At 62.6% G+C, this 18078-nt stretch carries 17 protein-coding genes; 9 read left to right on the top strand and 8 right to left on the bottom strand.

Annotated elements, in window-relative coordinates; genetic code table 11:
* Positions 1–168: 168 nt before the first annotated feature.
* The 5 genes from PFZ56_RS29380 to PFZ56_RS29360 all read left to right on the top strand — a co-directional run bounded on the left by PFZ56_RS29380 (position 169) and on the right by PFZ56_RS29360 (position 3693).
* A complete protein-coding gene (locus PFZ56_RS29380; RefSeq protein ID WP_102860452.1) occupies positions 169–441 on the top strand; it encodes a type B 50S ribosomal protein L31 in 273 nt (90 codons plus the stop codon).
* Positions 442–617: 176 nt separating this feature from the next.
* The gene (locus PFZ56_RS29375) at positions 618–1964 is read left to right on the top strand and encodes an HD domain-containing phosphohydrolase (RefSeq protein WP_170004736.1); all 1347 of its coding nucleotides are present in this window, start codon (positions 618–620) and stop codon (positions 1962–1964) included.
* 100 nt (positions 1965–2064) lie between these two features.
* Positions 2065–2499 carry an NUDIX domain-containing protein gene (locus tag PFZ56_RS29370; RefSeq protein WP_102880768.1) on the top strand — a complete coding sequence of 145 codons (435 nt, stop codon included), beginning with the start codon at positions 2065–2067 and terminating at the stop codon, positions 2497–2499.
* Positions 2500–2521: 22 nt separating this feature from the next.
* Positions 2522–3160, top strand: a complete 639-nt coding sequence (locus PFZ56_RS29365) for a LysE family translocator (RefSeq protein ID WP_110594917.1) — start codon at positions 2522–2524, stop codon at positions 3158–3160.
* A 29-nt stretch (positions 3161–3189) separates the two neighbouring features.
* Positions 3190–3693 (top strand): GNAT family N-acetyltransferase, encoded by a 504-nt coding sequence (locus PFZ56_RS29360; RefSeq protein WP_102880995.1) that lies wholly within the window; start codon positions 3190–3192, stop codon positions 3691–3693.
* 41 nt (positions 3694–3734) lie between these two features.
* Here PFZ56_RS29360 and metR read toward each other — a convergent pair whose 3' ends face one another.
* Positions 3735–4652 carry a transcriptional regulator MetR gene (gene metR, locus PFZ56_RS29355; protein WP_102860993.1) on the bottom strand — a complete coding sequence of 306 codons (918 nt, stop codon included), beginning with the start codon at positions 4650–4652 and terminating at the stop codon, positions 3735–3737.
* Positions 4653–4760: 108 nt separating this feature from the next.
* On the opposite strand from metR, the gene metE reads away from it, so the two are divergent.
* Together metE and PFZ56_RS29345 are read left to right on the top strand one after the other, a co-directional pair.
* The gene (gene metE / locus PFZ56_RS29350) at positions 4761–7070 is read left to right on the top strand and encodes a 5-methyltetrahydropteroyltriglutamate--homocysteine S-methyltransferase (RefSeq protein ID WP_394304565.1); all 2310 of its coding nucleotides are present in this window, start codon (positions 4761–4763) and stop codon (positions 7068–7070) included.
* A 195-nt stretch (positions 7071–7265) separates the two neighbouring features.
* The gene (locus PFZ56_RS29345; RefSeq protein ID WP_170001624.1) at positions 7266–8300 is read left to right on the top strand and encodes an alpha/beta fold hydrolase; all 1035 of its coding nucleotides are present in this window, start codon (positions 7266–7268) and stop codon (positions 8298–8300) included.
* 50 nt (positions 8301–8350) lie between these two features.
* Here the strand turns inward: PFZ56_RS29345 and PFZ56_RS29340 are convergent, their stop codons facing one another.
* The 6 genes from PFZ56_RS29340 to PFZ56_RS29315 are packed head-to-tail and all read right to left on the bottom strand — an operon-like array spanning position 8351 to position 15594.
* On the bottom strand, positions 8351–9748 hold the full coding sequence (locus PFZ56_RS29340) for a sigma-54 dependent transcriptional regulator (RefSeq protein ID WP_170001626.1): 1398 nt from the start codon (positions 9746–9748) through the stop codon (positions 8351–8353).
* Positions 9738–11510 (bottom strand): HAMP domain-containing sensor histidine kinase, encoded by a 1773-nt coding sequence (locus PFZ56_RS29335; protein WP_110594913.1) that lies wholly within the window; start codon positions 11508–11510, stop codon positions 9738–9740. The genes PFZ56_RS29340 and PFZ56_RS29335 overlap by 11 nt, the downstream gene beginning before the upstream one ends.
* Entirely contained in the window at positions 11507–12634 is a 1128-nt protein-coding gene (locus PFZ56_RS29330; RefSeq protein WP_170001628.1) for a GNAT family N-acetyltransferase, read from the bottom strand. Before PFZ56_RS29330 ends, PFZ56_RS29335 begins: the two co-directional genes overlap by 4 nt.
* Before the next feature lie 14 nt (positions 12635–12648).
* Positions 12649–13515: a carboxylesterase gene (locus PFZ56_RS29325; RefSeq protein ID WP_102880761.1), complete on the bottom strand. Its 867-nt coding sequence runs from the start codon at positions 13513–13515 to the stop codon at positions 12649–12651.
* Complete coding sequence (locus PFZ56_RS29320) at positions 13512–14906, bottom strand: aspartate aminotransferase family protein (RefSeq protein ID WP_102860462.1); 1395 nt, start codon at positions 14904–14906, stop codon at positions 13512–13514. Before PFZ56_RS29320 ends, PFZ56_RS29325 begins: the two co-directional genes overlap by 4 nt.
* Complete coding sequence (locus PFZ56_RS29315) at positions 14899–15594, bottom strand: HAD-IB family phosphatase (RefSeq protein ID WP_102860463.1); 696 nt, start codon at positions 15592–15594, stop codon at positions 14899–14901. Before PFZ56_RS29315 ends, PFZ56_RS29320 begins: the two co-directional genes overlap by 8 nt.
* Positions 15595–15823: 229 nt before the next feature.
* On the opposite strand from PFZ56_RS29315, the gene PFZ56_RS29310 reads away from it, so the two are divergent.
* Together PFZ56_RS29310 and PFZ56_RS29305 are read left to right on the top strand one after the other, a co-directional pair.
* Entirely contained in the window at positions 15824–16594 is a 771-nt protein-coding gene (locus PFZ56_RS29310; RefSeq protein WP_249735707.1) for a MipA/OmpV family protein, read from the top strand.
* 103 nt (positions 16595–16697) lie between these two features.
* Positions 16698–17564: a fatty acid desaturase gene (locus PFZ56_RS29305; RefSeq protein WP_110651373.1), complete on the top strand. Its 867-nt coding sequence runs from the start codon at positions 16698–16700 to the stop codon at positions 17562–17564.
* Between the two features lie 106 nt (positions 17565–17670).
* Here PFZ56_RS29305 and PFZ56_RS29300 read toward each other — a convergent pair whose 3' ends face one another.
* The gene (locus tag PFZ56_RS29300) at positions 17671–18072 is read right to left on the bottom strand and encodes an EamA family transporter (RefSeq protein ID WP_025129629.1); all 402 of its coding nucleotides are present in this window, start codon (positions 18070–18072) and stop codon (positions 17671–17673) included.
* Positions 18073–18078 lie beyond the last annotated feature (6 nt).

Below are 18078 nucleotides of genomic sequence, written 5' to 3'. Positions count from 1 at the left end.
AGCCCAGCATACTGGCCCGCTGGGGCCTTACGGGCAAGCCTGAATCGGGGGAACGAGGCAGGAGTCAGATCATTGTTGTAGAAGCTTATTGCGATAAGTTCTCGTTTAAAGAGGATTTTATTGTTACTGTATAACATTGTTTTTCACCCCCAGCCGCTGGAGACTCCGATGAAACCCAACATCCACCCTGACTACCGCCCCGTGCTGTTTCACGATACTGCCGCCGACGTGTTTTTCCTCATTGGCTCTACCGTCGATACCGACCGCACTTACCAGCACAGTGATGGCCAGACCTATCCCTACGTGACCCTGGATGTGTCCAGCGCTTCGCACCCGGTGTACACCGGCCAGCAACGCAAGACCCAGTCCGAAGGCCGTATCGCTGGCTTCAACAAACGTTTTGCCTCCTTCGGTTCCAGCGGTAAAGCCGCTGCCAAGTGAGGTCATTGGCCTCCATTCTCGCCGCCGTCCGTTGGAGCTCTTTCAGCGGACGGATGGTATTAAAAAGCCATCATTCCCCTCGGAAATGCTTCTACGCTTGAATCAGGCAACAAGGATCAGTGTTGCCAGTGAAAAGAATGAAGGACATGTGCATCGATGTTGACCCGAGGTGTCTCATGGGTGAGCTGAACGTTGCCACAGTCACACGCCAGCCCGAGGTTCTGTTGGTGGACAGCCAGGACGTGATCCTGCAACGCCTGCACCAACTGCTCAGTGCCCATTCCTACGTGCTGCACCTTGCCCACGACGCCAGCGAAGCCCTGAAGGTCATGGCCACCCGGGAGGTGGACCTGATAATCAGCGCCGCCCATCTGCCGCAGATGGATGGCCCGTCCCTGCTGGCGCGCATTCATCAGCACTATCCGGACACTACGCGCATCCTGCTGACCGGTGACCCGGACCTGAAACTGATCGCCAAGGCGATCAATGAAGGGGAAATCTACCGTTACCTGAGCAAGCCCTGGGATGATCAGGAACTGTTGCTGACCTTGCGCCAGGCGCTGGAGCATCAGCATTCCGTGCGTGAGCGACAGCGCCTGGAGGCTCTGGCGCAAGAGCAGAACACTCAGCTCAAGGCCCTCAATGCCGAGCTGGAAAAACGCGTCGCGTCGCGCACCGCGGAGCTGCAACAAACCGCTGACATGCTGGACCTGGCCTATGAGGAGCTCAAGCACAGCTATGCCACGGGCGCCGAGCTGTTCTCGCTGCTGGTGAACCAACGTCTGCCGAACGACAAGCAGACCAACCGCCGGATCATCGATTTGGTGCGTGCCTACTGCAAGATCCACGGCATCGACGCCGTGGCGCAGCGCGACCTGGCCATGGCCGCGGCCCTGCACAACATCGGCAAGCTGAGCTGGAGCGACAGCATGATGATCACCCCGGCCGATTGGTTGCACCACCATGAGCGTGAACGCTATCGGGCTTATCCGGCGCAAAGCGAATCGCTGCTGATGACCCTGGAACCGGTGCAGGATGCGGCGCGCCTGATCCGCCATCACCAGGAACACTGGGATGGCAGCGGCTTTCCCGATCACCTCAAGGGCGAGGCGATTCCCCTGGGCTCGCGGCTGCTCAAGCTGGCGGTGGATTTTATCGAACTGCAGTGCGGGCTGATTCTCGAACGGCACATGAACAGCGACGAGGCCCTGGTGTTCATCCGTAAATACGCCGGCCGGCTGTACGACCCCGAGTTGGTGGAGGGGTTTATCCAAGTGTGTTCTGTGTACCTCAGCGATGTGACCCTGGGCGACCCTTCGGTCAAGGTCCTGGGCACCCGGGAGCTGGCGGCGGGCATGCTGCTGGCGCGCAACCTGAATGCCGACAACGGCATGCTTCTGCTCAACGCCGGCAAGGTGCTGAGCCAGCCTCTGGTGGACAAACTGATCGCCTTTGAAACCATGGAAGGCGCCCGTTACAGCGTGTTCGTCAAGCTGGCGCGAGAGCCGCAGTCGGGCACCTGAGAAACGCCCTGGAACGACGGGAAATATACCGCTGGCGGATGACGACCCGCTGCCGGGCATGTGATCCTTGCGCCTTCGTTCTCAAGGTGTCCAGGTCCCCATGTCGCTGCCCTCCGCCGTTGCACCCTCCGTCATCCGTATCGCCGCCGCCCTGTTGCTGGGGGCCGATGGCCAGACCCTGCTGGTGCGCAAACGCGGCACCCAGGCCTTCATGCAGCCTGGCGGCAAGATCGAAGCCGGCGAGCCGCCGGTGCTGGCCCTGGCCCGAGAGTTGGAAGAGGAACTCGGCCTGCGCATCGATCCGAGCCAGGCCCGCTATCTGCAACAGTTTTGCGCACCGGCCGCCAACGAGCCCGGCCATGTGGTGCAGGCGGAGGTCTTTCTTGTTCGCATCGACACTGCGGTGACGCCGGCGGCGGAGATCGAGGAGGTGCGCTGGATCGATCCGGCCAGCGATGGTGATTTGTTTCTGGCGCCGTTGACACGGGATCTGATCTTGCCGTTTTATCGCAAGGCCCAGGCGAGCCTCGCCTGACCTCCCGTTGCCAAGGACTGCCATGATCCCACTTCACGACTACCTGATTTTCGCCGCGGCCTCGTTGCTGATGGTGCTGACCCCAGGCCCGAACATGATCTACCTGATTTCCCGTTCGATCTGCCAGGGGCGCAAGGCCGGGGTGACGTCGTTACTGGGCGTCGTGGCGGGCTTTTTCGTCCACCTGTTTGCCGCTGCACTGGGCCTGACCGCGATCTTCATGGCGGTGCCCATGGCCTATGAAGTGCTCAAGTGGGCCGGTGCCCTGTATCTGCTGTGGCTGGCCTGGCAGGCGCTCAAGCCTGGCGCGCGATCGCCGTTCGAAGCCCAGCAGTTGCCGGTGGACTCGCCCCGCAAGCTGGTGATCATGGGGTTTCTGACCAGCGCCCTGAACCCCAAGATCGCGGTGTTCTACCTGTCGATCTTTCCGCAGTTCATTCATCCCGAGCACGGTTCGGTGTTCTCCCAGAGCCTCATTCTCGGCCTGACCCAGATCAGCGTGAGCTTTTCGGTGAACCTGCTGATTGCCCTGTTCGCTGCAGGCATTGCCTCCTGGTTCGCCAGCAACCCCACCTGGCTTTCGGTCCAGCGTTACTTCATGGGGTTCGTGCTGGCGGGGCTGGCGGTGCGCTTGATGTTCGAACAACGCCGTACCAACTGAACATGACGGACTGACGATCTCGCATGAGCCTGCAGATCCAACACCTGACTCCTGACGATGCCGCGCAATACCGGGCCTTGATGCTCGAAGCCTATGAGCGCCATCCCCAGGCGTTCACTTCCAGCGTCAGGGAGCGGGAAAAGCTGCCACTGGCCTGGTGGGCCGCACGCCTGGATGGCGAACTGGACTTGCTGCTGGGGGCCTTTTCCGAGGGGCGTTTGCTGGGGATTGTCGGCCTGGCCTTTGAACTTCGCGAGAAAGCCCGGCACAAGGCGACCCTTTTCGGGCTCTACGTCACGGGCGAGCAGCGTAGCTGCGGCCTGGGTTATCAACTGGTGCAGAGGTTACTGGCAGAGGCGGCCGATTATGAAGGGCTGCGCCTGGTGCAACTGACGGTGACGGCGGGCAATGACGCAGCGCTGTCCGTGTACCAGCGCTGCGGCTTTGTCCAGTTCGGGCTCGAACCCCAGGCGGTGTGCGTGGGGGAGGACTATCTCGACAAGATCCACATGTGGCGCGAAGTGCCACGCTGATCCTGCTCGCTGGCCAGCCGGCGCCTGCGTGAGGGTGGCGCTCAGCGTACAGCGCTGACGCCGTCCAGGGTCGAGAACGAGGTGTCCTTGGCGGTCAGCAGGAAGTCACGCATGTAGGGCGCGTCCAGCATGTCGGCGCGAATCGCTGCGTACAGGGTGGCGAACAGTCCCTTTTCACCCAGTCGCTTGGCCTTCACATAACCCCGTGAGCTGTATTCATGCAGGGCCCAATGGGGCATGCCGCACACCCCGCGGCCACTGGCCACCAGCTGCATCATCATCACCGTCAGTTCCGAAGTGCGGACCTGCGCCGGTTCGATGTCCGCCGGTTCCAGGAAGCGGGTGAAGATGTCCAGACGATCCCGCTCCACCGGATAGGTGATCAGGGTTTCGTTCAGCAGATCTTCCGGAACTATGTAGGGCTTGCTTGCCAGGGGATGCTGGTTGGCCACTGCAAGCATGGCTTCGTAGGTGAACAGCGGCACATAGGTGATGCCGGCCAGTTCCAGGGGATCGGAGGTCACCACCAGGTCCAGGTCACCCCGGGCCAGCGCCGGCAGCGGTGCAAAGGAGAAGCCCGAGGCCAGGTCCAGCTCCACTTCCGGCCAGGCGTCGCGGAACTGGTCGATGGTGGGCATCAGCCACTGGAAGCAGCTATGGCACTCGATGGCCATGTGCAAGCGGCCGGCGGTGCCGCCGGCCAGGCGGGCAATGTCCCGTTCGGCGCCGCGCAGCAGCGGCAGGGTGGCATCGGCCAGTTGCAGCAGGCGCAGGCCGGCGCTGGTGAAGCGCACCGGCTTGGTCTTGCGCACGAACAGTGGCATGCCCAGGCGTTCTTCAAGTTCCTTGAACTGGTGGGACAGGGCGGACTGGGTCAGGTGCAGGCGTTCGGCGGCTTCAACCAGGCTGTCGGCTTCGCGCAGGGCGTGCAGGGTCTTCAGGTGACGGATTTCGAGCACCAGGATCTCCATGAGTAAATTTTGTGATCAACACGAAAAGGTTGAGTTTGTCTCATGTTGCCCGGGCTGTCGACAATAGCGCCATCTTTGACAAGGAGGCGCTTTCCCATGGCTCTGGCCCACACCCTCGGTTTTCCCCGCATCGGCGCTGACCGCGAACTGAAAAAAGCCCTCGAAGCCTACTGGAAGGGCGCCCTCGATCAGGCTGCATTGCAAGAGGTCGGTCGCGAGCTGCGGGCTCGGCACTGGCAAGTGCAAAAAGACGCCGGCATCGACCTGCTGCCAGTGGGCGACTTTGCCTGGTACGACCAGGTGCTCGGCCACTCCCTGACCTTCGGGGTGATTCCCGAGCGTTTCGACGGTCTTCGCGATGCCCAGGGCCGCCCGACCCTGGACACTCTGTTCGCCATGGCCCGTGGCGCCAGTGCTGGCTGCTGCGGTGAGCAGGGCCAGGCGCAATACGCCCAGGAACTGACCAAGTGGTTCGACACCAACTACCACTACCTGGTCCCCGAGTTCAGCGCCGACCAGCCGTTCCAACTGAGCTGGGAGCAACTGTTCGACGAAGTCGAGGAAGCCCATGCCCTGGGTCATCAGGTCAAGCCGGTGATCATCGGCCCCTTGACCTACCTGTGGCTGGGCAAGGCCAAGGGCAATGGATTCAACAAGCTCGACCTGCTGGAGCGCCTGCTGCCGCTGTACGGCGAGATCCTCAACCGGCTCAAGACCCAGGGCGTGGAGTGGGTGCAGATCGACGAGCCGATCCTGACCCTCGACCTGCCCCAGGAGTGGAAGAGCGCCTTCGAGCGGGCCTACCACATCCTCCAGTACTCGCCGCTGAAAAAACTGGTGGCCACTTACTTCAGCGGTTTGGAAGACAACCTTGGCCTGGCGGTGGGCCTGCCGGTGGACGGTTTGCACATCGATGCGGTGCGGGCTCCGGAACAACTGGGCCAGGTCCTGGACCGGCTGCCGACCTACAAGATTCTTTCCGTGGGCCTGGTCAATGGGCGCAACGTCTGGCGCTGCGAACTGGAACAGGCCCTGCAGCAGTTGCAGGTGGCCCAGGAGCGTTTCGGCGACAACCTTTGGGTCAGCAGCTCCTGCTCCCTGCTGCACAGCCCGGTGGACCTGTCCCGGGAAGACCAGCTGGATGCCGAACTGAAAAGCTGGCTGGCCTTTGCCGTGCAGAAGTGCGGCGAGATCTCGGTCCTGCGTGATGCCCTGAACGATCCCCAGGCCCCGGCGGTGCAAGCGGCCCTGGCGCAAAGCCGGAAGGTCCAGGCCAGTCGTGCCCAGTCCCCGCGGATTCACAAGGCCCAGGTCCAGGCCCGGATCAAGGCCATCAGCGCCGCCGACAGTCAGCGTCAGTCACCCTTTGCGCAACGTATCGAACAGCAGCGAGCGCGCCTGCAATTGCCGGTCTTTCCCACCACCACCATCGGCTCTTTCCCGCAGACTGCATCGATTCGCCTGGCGCGCCAGGCCTACCGGCAGGGCAAGCTGTCGCTCAACGACTACACCGATGCCATGCACAGCGAGATCCGCCACGCAGTGCAGATCCAGGAGAGCCTTGGCCTGGACGTGCTGGTCCACGGTGAAGCCGAGCGCAACGACATGGTGGAGTACTTTGCCGAGCAACTGGACGGCTACCTGTTCACCCGTTTTGGCTGGGTCCAGAGCTACGGCTCGCGCTGCGTCAAGCCGGCCATCATCTACGGCGACCTGAGCCGGCCCCGGGCCATGACCGTGGACTGGATCCAGTACGCCCAGAGCCTCACCGACAAGGTCATGAAAGGCATGCTGACTGGCCCTGTGACCATGCTCATGTGGTCCTTCCCGCGGGAAGACGTATCGCGCAAGGTCCAGGCCCAGCAACTGGCCCTGGCCCTGCGCGATGAAGTGCAGGACCTGGAACAGGCCGGGATCAAGATCGTGCAGATCGACGAGGCGGCGTTCCGCGAAGGCCTGCCCCTGCGCCGCGCGCAATGGCAGGAATACCTGGACTGGGCGGTGCAGGCCTTCCGCCTGAGCGCTTCGGGTGTGCGGGACGAAACCCAGATCCATACCCACATGTGCTACAGCGAGTTCAACGATGTGATCCAGTCCATCGCTGCCATGGATGCCGACGTGATCACCATCGAGACTTCCCGCTCGGACATGGAGTTGCTGCAAGCCTTCGAAGCCTTCGACTACCCCAACGACATCGGCCCGGGGGTGTATGACATCCACTCGCCACGGGTACCGGACACTGCCGAGATGGTCAAGTTGATGAGCAAGGCGGTCAAACGCATTCCCGCCGAGCGACTGTGGGTCAACCCCGACTGCGGCTTGAAGACCCGCGCCTGGCCGGAAACCGAAGCGGCCCTGGTGAACATGGTGGCCGCGGCCCGCCAGCTGCGCAGCCAGTTGGCCTGAAAGCCGGTAGAAACCTGCTTGCCGACGAAGGCGATCATCAGTTCCACCTCGTCGGCAAACGAGGCGCCGCTCGAGCGCCCCTAAGCGATGACCGCTGGGCGGGCTTCATCAAACTGTCACGCAACTGTGGCAGCGCGAAACATCGAAGTTCATCAGACTCGCGCTCTACTGGGGTTCTGCGTTTCGGTGTTTTCCATGCGGGCAAGATTGTTTTCCACTGTCATCCTGCTGGCCGGGCTTTTGCTCGGCCAGCTGTCTTTTGCGGCCTCGCGCTGCGATGTCAACGTACCCACGCAACGGGTCGACCTGGCGCAGGTGAGCCTGGCCTACCAAAGCATCGGTCGAAGTTCCGATCCGGCATTGCTGCTGGTCATGGGCCTGGGCGGACAATTGATCCACTGGCCGGACGAAGTGGTGGAGGCCTTGTGTCAGCAAGGGTTTCGGGTGATTCGATATGACAATCGCGACGTCGGCCTGTCCACCTGGCGCCAGGCTCCGGCCAGCGCCAACCTGACCTTCGAAGTACTGCGCTACAAGCTCGGCCTGCCCGTGGCTGCGCCTTATACCCTGAGCGACATGGCCGATGATGCCCTGGGGTTGATGGATGCCCTGCACATCGAGCAGTTCCATGTGCTGGGGGCGAGCATGGGCGGCATGATTGCCCAGCATCTGGCGGCCATGGCGCCACAACGAATCGAGAGCCTGACGCTGATCATGACCAGTTCCGGGGCCGAAGGCCTGCCGGCGCCGAACGAGGCGCTGGTGCAATTGCTGTCCCGGCGCAATGCGCCGAACCGTGAAGCGGCCCTGGAGCAGCAGGCGGATCTGCTGGCGGCCCTGGGCAGCCCGAAGATTACGGATGACCGTCAGGTCCTGCTGCATCAGGCTGCGTTGTCCTATGACCGGGCGTTCAACCCGGAGGGCGTCAAGCGTCAGATCATGGCGATCCTCGCCGAGCCGAGTCGGGTGGCCTTGCTCAAGCAACTGCGGGTGCCGGCCCTGGTGGTGCACGGCACCGCCGATCCGCTGTTGCCGGTGATGCATGGGGTGCACCTGGCGGCGCAGATCCAGGGCAGCCAGCTGAAGCTGATTCCGGGGTTGGCCCATCGTTTCCAGGACGCCTTCAAGGCGCCTTTGCTGGCGGCGGTGCTGCCATACCTGCAAAACCATCGCGAAGACACTTCCCACTGGGCGCAGATCGAGCCGGTGGATAGCGCGAATGTGCTGTGAGGTCATGCGCCAGTAGGAGCCGGCTTGCCGGCGAATGAGGCAACCCCCGCTCAACGAATGATCTTGTCTACCTGAATGCCGAGCTTTTTCAGGCGGTACCAGAAGCTGCGTTCGGAAATGCCGATCATCTGCGCCGCTGCCGCCTGGACGCCGTTGCTCTGGTGCAGGGCCGCGAGAATGTAGGCCCGCTCCACTTCGGCCAGGGCCGCGTCCAGGTCGCTGGGCACTTGTGGGCCGACGCTGAGGGCCACGCTGCCCTCGGTTCCTGCTGGTGGGGTGTCGAACAGATAGCCTGGCAGGTCACTTTCTTCGATGACCGATGCGCGGGCGACGATGGTGGCCCGCTCCACGCAGTTCTGCAGTTCGCGGATGTTCCCTGGCCAGGTGTAGGAGGCCATGGCCTGCAAGGCTTGGGGGCTGAAGCCCGTGATGCGCTTGCCGGCGGTGGCCCCCAGGCTGTGGGCGAAGTGGCGGGCCAGTGGAGCGATGTCCTCGACCCGCTCGCGCAGCGCCGGCAAGGGAATGGGGAAGACGTTGAGGCGGTAGTACAGGTCCTCGCGGAACTCCTTGTTGGCCACGGCTTCCAGCAGGTTCTTGTTGGTCGCGGCGATCACCCGCACATCGACCTTGCGCTCCCGGGGATCGCCCACCGGCTCGATCACGCGTTCCTGCAGGGCGCGGAGGATCTTGGCCTGCAAGGCCAGGGGCATGTCGCCCACTTCATCGAGAAACAGGGTGCCCTTGTCGGCCTGCTGGAAGCGTCCGACCCGGTCCGCCACGGCGCCGGTGAAGGCGCCCTTGCGGTGGCCGAACATCTCGCTTTCCAGCAAGCCTTCGGGAATGGCCGCGCAATTGACGGCGACAAAGGGTTTGTCCGCGCGATTGCCGTGCTTGTGGATGGCCCGGGCGACCATCTCCTTGCCGGTGCCGCTTTCTCCGGTCAGGAGAATGGTGGCGCTGCTCTCGCGTACCGAGTCCACCGCCTGCAGTACCTGGCGAAAGGCCGGGCTGTCGCCCACCAGGCTGTCGAACTGCTGGTGCTCGTCGAGCTCGGCGCGCATGCGCTGGTTGTCTTTGAGGATGTCGCGAAACTGCAGGGCCTTGCTGACGGTGATGTCCAGCTCATCGATATCGAAGGGCTTGGCAATGTAGTCGTAGGCGCCGTTGCGCATGGACTGCACAGCGTTCTTCACCGTGCTGTAGGCGGTCATCACGATCACCGGCAGGTTCGGGTAGCGCTGCTTGATTTCCGCCAGCAGTTGCGGCCCGTCCATGCCCGGCATGCGCCAGTCGCTGATCACCAGGTCGATGTCTTCCTGCTCCAGCACCTTGAGGGCGTGCAGGCCATTGCTTGCCGTGAACACCTGGATGTCGTTCTGGCTCAAGGCCGAAGACAGCAGGTCACAGAGTTTGGGTTCGTCATCGACCACTAGCAGGTTATGCGTCATCAGTGTCCTCGTCGTCCTCTTCACCGTTGGCCGGAATGTACAGGCTGAAGGTGGCGCCGGCATCTTTTTCGCTGACGCACTCGATGTGGCCGTCATGGCTTTCCATGATCGAAAAGACTTTCGCCAGGCCCAGGCCGGTGCCCGAGGCCTTGGTGGTGACGAAGGGGGTGAAGATGCGTTCCAGCATGTCCGGCTCGATGCCCTGGCCGGTATCGCTGACGCTGAGGATGGTTTCGTCTTCCTGCTGGGCGATGCCCAGGGTCAGGCGGCCGCCCTCGGGCATGGCGTCGATGGCGTTGAGGATCAGGTTCAGGCAGGCCTGCTTGAGCTGCCGGGCATCGGCATGGATGGTCGCACCCGGTGCCTGGTCGTCGATCCGCGCTTCGATATTGTGGGTCGCCAGTTCCGGGGTGCAGAAGCCCAGCAGTTCCTCGACCAGCGGGCGTGCCGCCTGGGTGGCACGAATGGGCGCGCTGGGCTTGGCGAAGTCGAGAAAGTCGGTGATCAGGTCGTTGATCCGGCTGACTTCACTGATCACGTATTCCAGGTGGCGCTTGTCGTTTTCCGGCAGGTTGGCCCGACGGTGCAGCAACTGGGTGGCGGTCTTGATGATGCCCAGCGGATTGCGGATTTCATGGGCCAGGCCCATGGCCACCTCGCCCAGGGCGTGCAGGCGATCGCGACGGCGCAACTGGCCCTCCAGGTGCTGCAGTTCTCCCAGGCGCTCGCTCATGTGGTTGAAGGTGCTGCTCAGCTCCGCCAGTTCGTCGCCACCGATCACCGGCACCCGCTGCCGGTAGTCGCCGGCGATCACCGCCTGGACGCCTTTGGACAGGCCCCGCAGCGGGCGCGTCAGGCGTTGCGACACCAGCCAGCCGACACACAGCGAGGCGGCCGAGCTGAGGAGGAAGATCAGGATGAACAGGTTGCTCTGGTTAACCAGGCCCACCAGGCTGCTGTGGCGCAGCAGGCCACTGAAAATCACCCCCACCAGGTCGCCGCTGTCGTTGAAGATCGGCCGGTACAGGCCGCTGTAGCGGCTGGTGAACTGCTCGGTGGGTTGGCGGGTGGCGCGCAGGATGTCTTCGATCTTGTGCGGCACTCGGGGGGGATGGTCCTCGAAGCGCTGCGTGGCGAAGATCTCCGAAAAATCATCGGCCTTGGCCAGGTACAGGCGCAGGTCCAGGGAGTGCACATCGGCCACGCTGGTGAGGAAGCTGGCGTCCAGGTAGGTGGCGATCAACAGCTGATAGTCGACCCCGTCGAGCTGGGTCTGGAAGGTCGAGACCACCGCCCCGGTGGCCACGCCACCCACCTGGATGGTCTGCAGGACGGCGTTGGAAGCGGTGCTGATCTGCCCTACCACGTCGTCCGCGGCGGTGGTGAACATCACCTTGTGGTCGCTCTTGCGGATCAGCGCCACCACGTCGATGCCCATGGAGTCGGCAATGTCGGCGGTGAGCTTGTCATGCTTGGCTGCATTGCGGTCCGTGGGCGGGCGCGTATAGCGCAGGAACAGCTGGGCGATCCGCGCGTTGTCATGGAGGATCTCGGTGATCTCGTCCTCGACGATCTTGGTGGATTCCTGCAGCCAGATGCGCACGTTGCTGTCGAAAATCTCCGACAACGTGGTGGCCGCCAGCTCCGCGGCAATCATGGTGGGAATCACACTGACCAGCCAGAACGCCAACACCAGCTTGCGCTGCAGGCTCCAGCGGGAGATGGCAAAAGGGCGGGGCGGGCGACGATCTTTTCTGGTCATGTACTTTCGCTTATTGCAGCAGCCATGGCGGGGTCGGAGCGATCCGGACGGACAAAGCGTTTTATCACCTTGAGCAGGGCATTGAGCAAGGGATTGCGATGTCGGAAAAACAACATGTTACCGGTGAACTGGCAACCCAGGCGCAACTTGCTGGCGTAACCGGCCTGACCACACTCGTACAGGGGAATGTGCTGCTGGATACAGTAGTCGACGTTGGCCAGCCAACTGCGGAAGTACAGATTGTGCTCACGGGTGACGTTCAAGTCGTGGGCGAAGAATTTGTCGATCAGCCGATGCTGGTCGATGAGTACCAGGTTGAAGGCCACCAGTTGGTCCTGGACCCAGTACAGGACGCAGGCGGCGCGCTGGTCCAGTTGTTCGAGAATGCCGGTGAAATAGGCCGCCGGCAGGCGCTCGAACTGCAGGTCGCTGCGTTCCAGGGTGGCTTCGTAGAGGCGCATGATCTCGGGCAGCACGTCGTCGATCTGCCGCCGCCACTCGATGCGCGGCGCCGGGGCGCGCAGCTTGCGCCGCAGGTCCTTGCGAGTGGACTTGCCCAGGGTGCCAAGATAGGCGTCGATCGAGGCGAAGGGCACCGGCAGCAGCGCGCTGGGCAGGCTCGGCATCGCCTGCAGGCCGGCGGCCCGGCAACTGGCGGCCCATTGCGGGTCGCTGCTGGGGGCATCCTTGACCGCCATCAGGCCGATGCCGAAGCGGTCGGCGTCGCGCCGGGCCAGTTGCAACAACTGCTCCAGCAACGCCTGACGACGTTCCAGGGGAACATGGCTGGCGGTGCCGGCACTGCACTGTTCGGCCACGGGCGAGCCGATGGCGTACAGGCGCAGCTCCAGGGCACCTGGCCACTGGCGTGCCAGGCGTTCGGTGAAGCGTTTGGCCAGGCCGGAGACCGTGGTGTCGAGCCGATACTGAGTCGTGAAGGCCGGCGCTACCGCCACCAGGGTCGAGCCCTCGTAGATCGCCAGGTAGCGCCACTGGAAGTCGGCGATGGCGGCTTTTTCCACGGCCAGGTAGTAGTCCCAATCCTCCAGGGCGTCTGGAAAACAGTCATTCCAGGCGCTGCGTTCAATGGCCTGGATGGTGGAAAAGGCTTGGGCGGTAATCACGTATCTTCCTTAAGTCATGCCAGCTGGCGATAGTCTTCGCGCACCGCAGGTGCAACCACTCGCTGCTGGATGAAGTCCACGCTCAACTCGATCACCCGCTGGTATTGCAGGTCCACGGTGATCATGTGATAGCAGTTGTCGAGGAGGATCTTGGTCACCGGGCCGCCGAGCTTGCGCTCCACGTAGTCGGCATTCCACGGACTGGTGATGTCGTCCTCGCTGGAGTGCAGTACCAGGGCCGGGGTCATGATCGAAGGCATGCGTTTCTTGACCACGGCGTTCATCCGGTGCAACTCGCGCACCGTCACGCCCTCCATGGTCAAGAGGCCTGCATCGCTGCTCTGGCCGGCCTTCATCTGTTTCTCGACAATGGCCCGCAGGCGTTCGTTCTTGATGCCGTAGGGCGGCTTTTCCTCGAAGCGGCAGATGTGCACGCCGAAGGGAATCTTCATCAGCAACGGGGTGAGGAACGCCAGCTTGTTGATGCTCCAACCGTCGTACTTGAGGGTGGTGGAATACATCAGCAGGCCGCTGATCTGCCCCGGATGCTCGGACGCCAGGTACATGGACATCACGGCGCCCATGGACAGACCGCCGACGAACACTTGCTCGTGACGCTGTTGCACGCCGACAAAGGTCTTGCGCACGCCCTCGTACCAGTCCTGCCAGCCGGTGGCCTGCAGGTCGCTGTTGTCCCCGCAGTGCCCGGGCAGGGTCGGAACGTACACCGTGCACGTTCCGTCCTTGGCCAGGCCCTGGGCCACCCGACGGAGTTCCGTCGGGGTGCCGGTCAGGCCGTGGATCAACAAGACCCCGACCGGACCCGTGCCGAGAACGAAGCCGGCGTCGCCTTCGCCCAGATCGATCTCAGCGGCGCTCATCGCTTCATGGCCCGATCCAGCAGGCGGTCCAGCAGTGCGATGCCCAGATCGATTTCCGCGTAGCTGATTTCCAGCGACGGGGCCAGGGTGATGACGTTCTTGTAGTAGCCGCCCACGTCGAGGATCAGGCCCAGGCGCTGGCCGTCGATCTCGATGTCGCCCTTCATGCCTTCCTCGACCATGAAGTCCAGGGTCGCCTTGTCCGGGGTGAAGCCGTCGGTGGTGCAGATTTCGCAGCGCAGCGCCAGGCCCAGGCCGTCGACATCGCCGATGATCGGGTAGCGCTTCTGCAGGTCTTGCAGGCCGGCCAGGAAGTACTTGCCCTTTTCCATGACCATCGCGCCGTAGTCGATCTCGCTGGTCATCTTGAACATTTCCAGGCCCACAGCGGTGCCCAGCGGGTTGGAGGCGAAGGTGGAGTGAGTCGAGCCTGGCGGGAACACGCCCGGGTTGATCAGCTCTTCACGGGCCCAGATGCCGCCCAGTGGGTTGAGGCCGTTGGTCAGCGCCTTGCCGAACACGATCACGTCGGGTTGGACGTCGAAGTGCTCGATGGACCACAGCTTGCCGGTGCGATAGAAGCCCATCTGGATTTCGTCCACCACCATCAGGATGCCGTGCTGGTCCAGCACCTGCTTGAGCTCGCTGTAGAAGTTCATCGGCGGGATCACGTAGCCGCCGGTGCCCTGGATCGGCTCGACGTAGAAGGCGGCGTATTCGCTCTGGCCGACTTTCGGGTCCCACACACCGTTGTATTCGGTCTCGAACAGGCGGGCGAACTGCTGCACGCAGTGGCTGCCGTACTCTTCCTTGGTCATGCCTTTAGGGCCGCGGAAGTGGTACGGGAACGGGATGAACTGCGCGCGCTCGCCGAAGTGGCCGTAGCGGCGACGGTAGCGGTAGCTGGAGGTGATCGACGAGGCGCCCAGGGTACGACCGTGGTAGCCGCCTTCGAAGGCGAACATCAGGCTCTTGCCGTTGGTGGCGTTACGCACCACTTTCAGCGAGTCCTCGACCGACTGCGAACCGCCGACGTTGAAGTGCACGCGACCGTCGAGGCCGAACTTCTTCTTGGCGTCCACGGCAATCATTTCCGACAGCTCGATCTTGCCTTTGTGCAGGTACTGGCTGGCAATCTGCGGCAGGGTGTCGATCTGTTGCTTGAGGGCATTGTTCAGGCGCGGGTTGGCGTAGCCGAAGTTCACCGCCGAGTACCACATCTGCAGGTCGAGGTAGGCCTGGTCGCTGGTGTCCCAGACGTAGGAACCTTCGCAGCGGCTGAAGATGCGCGGGGGTTCGATGTAGTGAACGGTATCGCCGTAGGAGCAGTACTTGGCTTCTTTTTCCAGAAGGATCTGGTCTTCGGCGGTAGCGATGCGGATATCAGACATGGTGGAAGAGTTCCTGGGTTTCAAGGGAGAAATGGGTGGCGTTGGCCGCGTTGTTCGGCAGTTTTGCCAACAGCGCCGGCAGTTCGGCGAAGGAGTCGAACCGAGCGTGAGGAATCTTGTTGCGTTCGCAGTAGTCGGCCAGGCGATCCTTGGCGAAGACGAAGTCGGCGGTGGTAGCCACGCACATGTCCGACTGGCCATCACCGATCACCAGCACCCGTTTGCCCCGTGGCGTGGATTTGCACTTGCAGTTGCCCGAGGCGGCGCGGCAGGCGTCGCTGGCGTAGGGAAAGTCGATGCGCCAGCTGTTGTGGTCGACCTGGCGCAGGCGGTTGGCGAGGATCGGCAGCAGGGTCACGTAGTTGCGTGCCAGGATGCGGGCGATGCCTTGCTCGATGCCGTCACTGACCACTTCAATGGAAGCGCCCAGGCCGATCACGTGATCGACGAAGTCGGGGAAGTCCGGGTCGATTTCGACACTGTCGAAGTAGCCCAGCAGTTCGGCGGGCGAAGCCTTGACCAGGGCCAGTTGGCGACTGAGGCATTCTCGGGAGCCGATGTGACCGTCCAGCCATTCCTGTTCTATGCCTTCCCAGCTCGGGTCGGCGAAGCGTTGGAGAACGTTATCGATCACGTCGGCGCGGGAGATGGTCCCGTCGAAGTCACATACGATATGCCAGTGCATCATCTGCTGTTACCTGTTGAATAAGAGCGCTGTTTGCGCTTGCGACAGGGGTAGAGCAGGGACTGTGCCAAGTTGCGAAAACCCAGCAGGGCTGGGCCTCTGGCGAGGGCGGCGGGAGATTTGTAGCGTTCTTGCTACAAATTTTGTAGGTCGCTACAAACAACATCAGTGCTTGCGTTCCAGGGGCGCTCTGATGATTGATGCGCGCATGTTCAGACAAGGAAACTCATTCATGCCTCGGCTTTCTTCCCCTGCTTTACTCGCCGGCCTGCTGTCGCTGACCGTTGCCTGTAGTGCCTTTGCCGATTCCGACATCACGGGCGAACTCGGTCTGGGCGTCGGCTATCAACCCCATGACCCCACGGGCAGCCGCTATGACACGGTGCCGCTGCCGTACCTGGATCTGGACTGGGGCGATGTCAGCCTCAGTACCGACGACGGCCTGACCTGGGATGCGTTCAAGGGCAATGGTTTCAGCGCCGGCCCCTATATCAACTACCTGCAGGGACGTAACGCCGATGGTGAGCTGCGCGGCTTGCGGGATGTGCGCGACATGGCCGATGTCGGGGCTTTCGTGCAATACGCCCCGGACGACTTCTGGCGGGTGTTCGCCGCCGTGGGCCAGGCCGTCGGCGGTGCCGGTGGCCAGGGCGGCATGCTGGGCAAGGTCGGAGGGGAGATCGGCTATCCCTTGGGCATGGGCATCATCGGCAGCAATAACCTGACCCTGCACTTTGCCGACGCCCGCCAGAGTCAGACCTTCTTTGGCGTCAACGCCAAGGAAGCCCTGGCTTCGGGTATCGATCGCTACAGTGCCGGCGGTGGCCTGCAGAACTTCAGCCTGAGCCAGAACATCCAGGTGCCGCTGGGCAACAATTGGTCGCTGGTGGCCAGCGCCAGTTGGATCCGTCTGGTCAACTCCGCAGCGAACAGCTCCATTGTTCGTCAGCGGGGCGAAGTCAACCAGGGCCAGGTGCAGACCGCCGTCAGCTACAAGTTCTGAGGCGCGTTGCTGCAGGTCGCCCCCCGGCCTGCGGCGCTTCCAGGGAAAACTGGTCTGGCCTTTGCAATGACGGCCATGCACTCAATTTCTTAGGAAGTTTTTCATGGCTCGACCTGCCTACCGTCTACTGGCCTATTCCCTTTGGGACCTGATTCCGATTGTCATGGCCGTGGCGCATTTCGCCTTCGTCCTGTGGCTGGTGCTGGATTTCCACGCCCTGTCCTGGTGGTTCATCGTCCCGGCAGCGCTGCTGTATTCAGTCAGCCTGTCGTGGAGCATCAACAGCATTTCCCACAACCAGATCCACAACGCCTATTTCACCCCCGGGTGGATGAACCGCGCCTTCGATCTGCTGCTGTCGGTGACCATAGGTTTCTCCCAGACCCTGTACCGCGATATCCACAACCGCCATCACCGGGGCAACTCCGACCTGCCGGACGCCCACGGCAAGACTGTGGACCCGCTATCGATCTACCTGCATGGCAAGAATGGCCAACCGGACAATCCCTGGGCCTACACTTTTCTGAGCTTTTTCCGTGACGATCCCAAGGAGATCTATCAGGAAATGCAGCGCAAACGGCCTGACGATGCTCGTTGGGTAAAAGTGGAAATCGGCGTCACAGTGGCGTTCTATCTGGCCCTGGCGCTGTATGACTGGCATGCGGTGCTGGTGCTGCTGCCGTTCTGGTACCTGGGGCAGTCGCTGTCTTCGCTCAATGGCTACTACGAGCACCTGGGGGGCAATCCGGACCTGCCGATTGCCTGGGGCGTGAGTTCCTACAGCCCGCTGTACAACCTGATCTGGATGAACAACGGCTATCACGCCGAGCACCATTACCGGCCGAAAATGCATTGGACCAAGGTCAAGGCCTTCCACCGTGAGATCCGCGAACAGCAGCGGGCGGCGGGGGTGAAAGTGATTCCCGTGTCCCACGGCCTGGGATTCCTGGTTGCCCACCGCAAGGCCTAAACCCCGTGGCTGTAGGAGCTGGCTTGCCAGCGAAGGGGTCGGCAAGATCGCCTTCGCCGGCAAGCCGGCTCCCACACAACATCCCTTCGCTGTAGCAAAGAGGCCCTCAGGCCTCCTCGCCCTCCGCCAAGAGGGCAATCCCGCCGATGATCACCAAGACCCCGACCCAGTGCAGCAGGCTGATCTGTTCGCCCAGGCCCAGCCAGGAGCCCAGCAGCACCACGACAAAGACCAGGGAGCTCAAGGGGAACGCCAGGGACAGGCTGCTGCGACGCAAGATCAGCATCCACACGAAAAACGCGCCGATATAGCAGGCAATTGCCAGCAACACGCCCGGATTGACCGCTACCGCCGCCAGCCATTGCAGGTTGAAATCCATCTGCCCCAATTGGTCGCCGCCAACTTTGGTAGCGATCTGGCCGGCGCTCTCGAAGCCGATCAGCAGGGCCCAGAGCACGATGGTGCCCAGACGCTCGTGCAGCCAGCCGTGGGAGGTGTTCGAACTCATGAAAGG

Source organism: Pseudomonas danubii (assembly GCF_042980055.1).
In the GTDB taxonomy this organism is placed as follows: domain Bacteria; phylum Pseudomonadota; class Gammaproteobacteria; order Pseudomonadales; family Pseudomonadaceae; genus Aquipseudomonas; species Aquipseudomonas danubii.
This window is presented reverse-complemented; position numbering and strand designations above follow the sequence as displayed.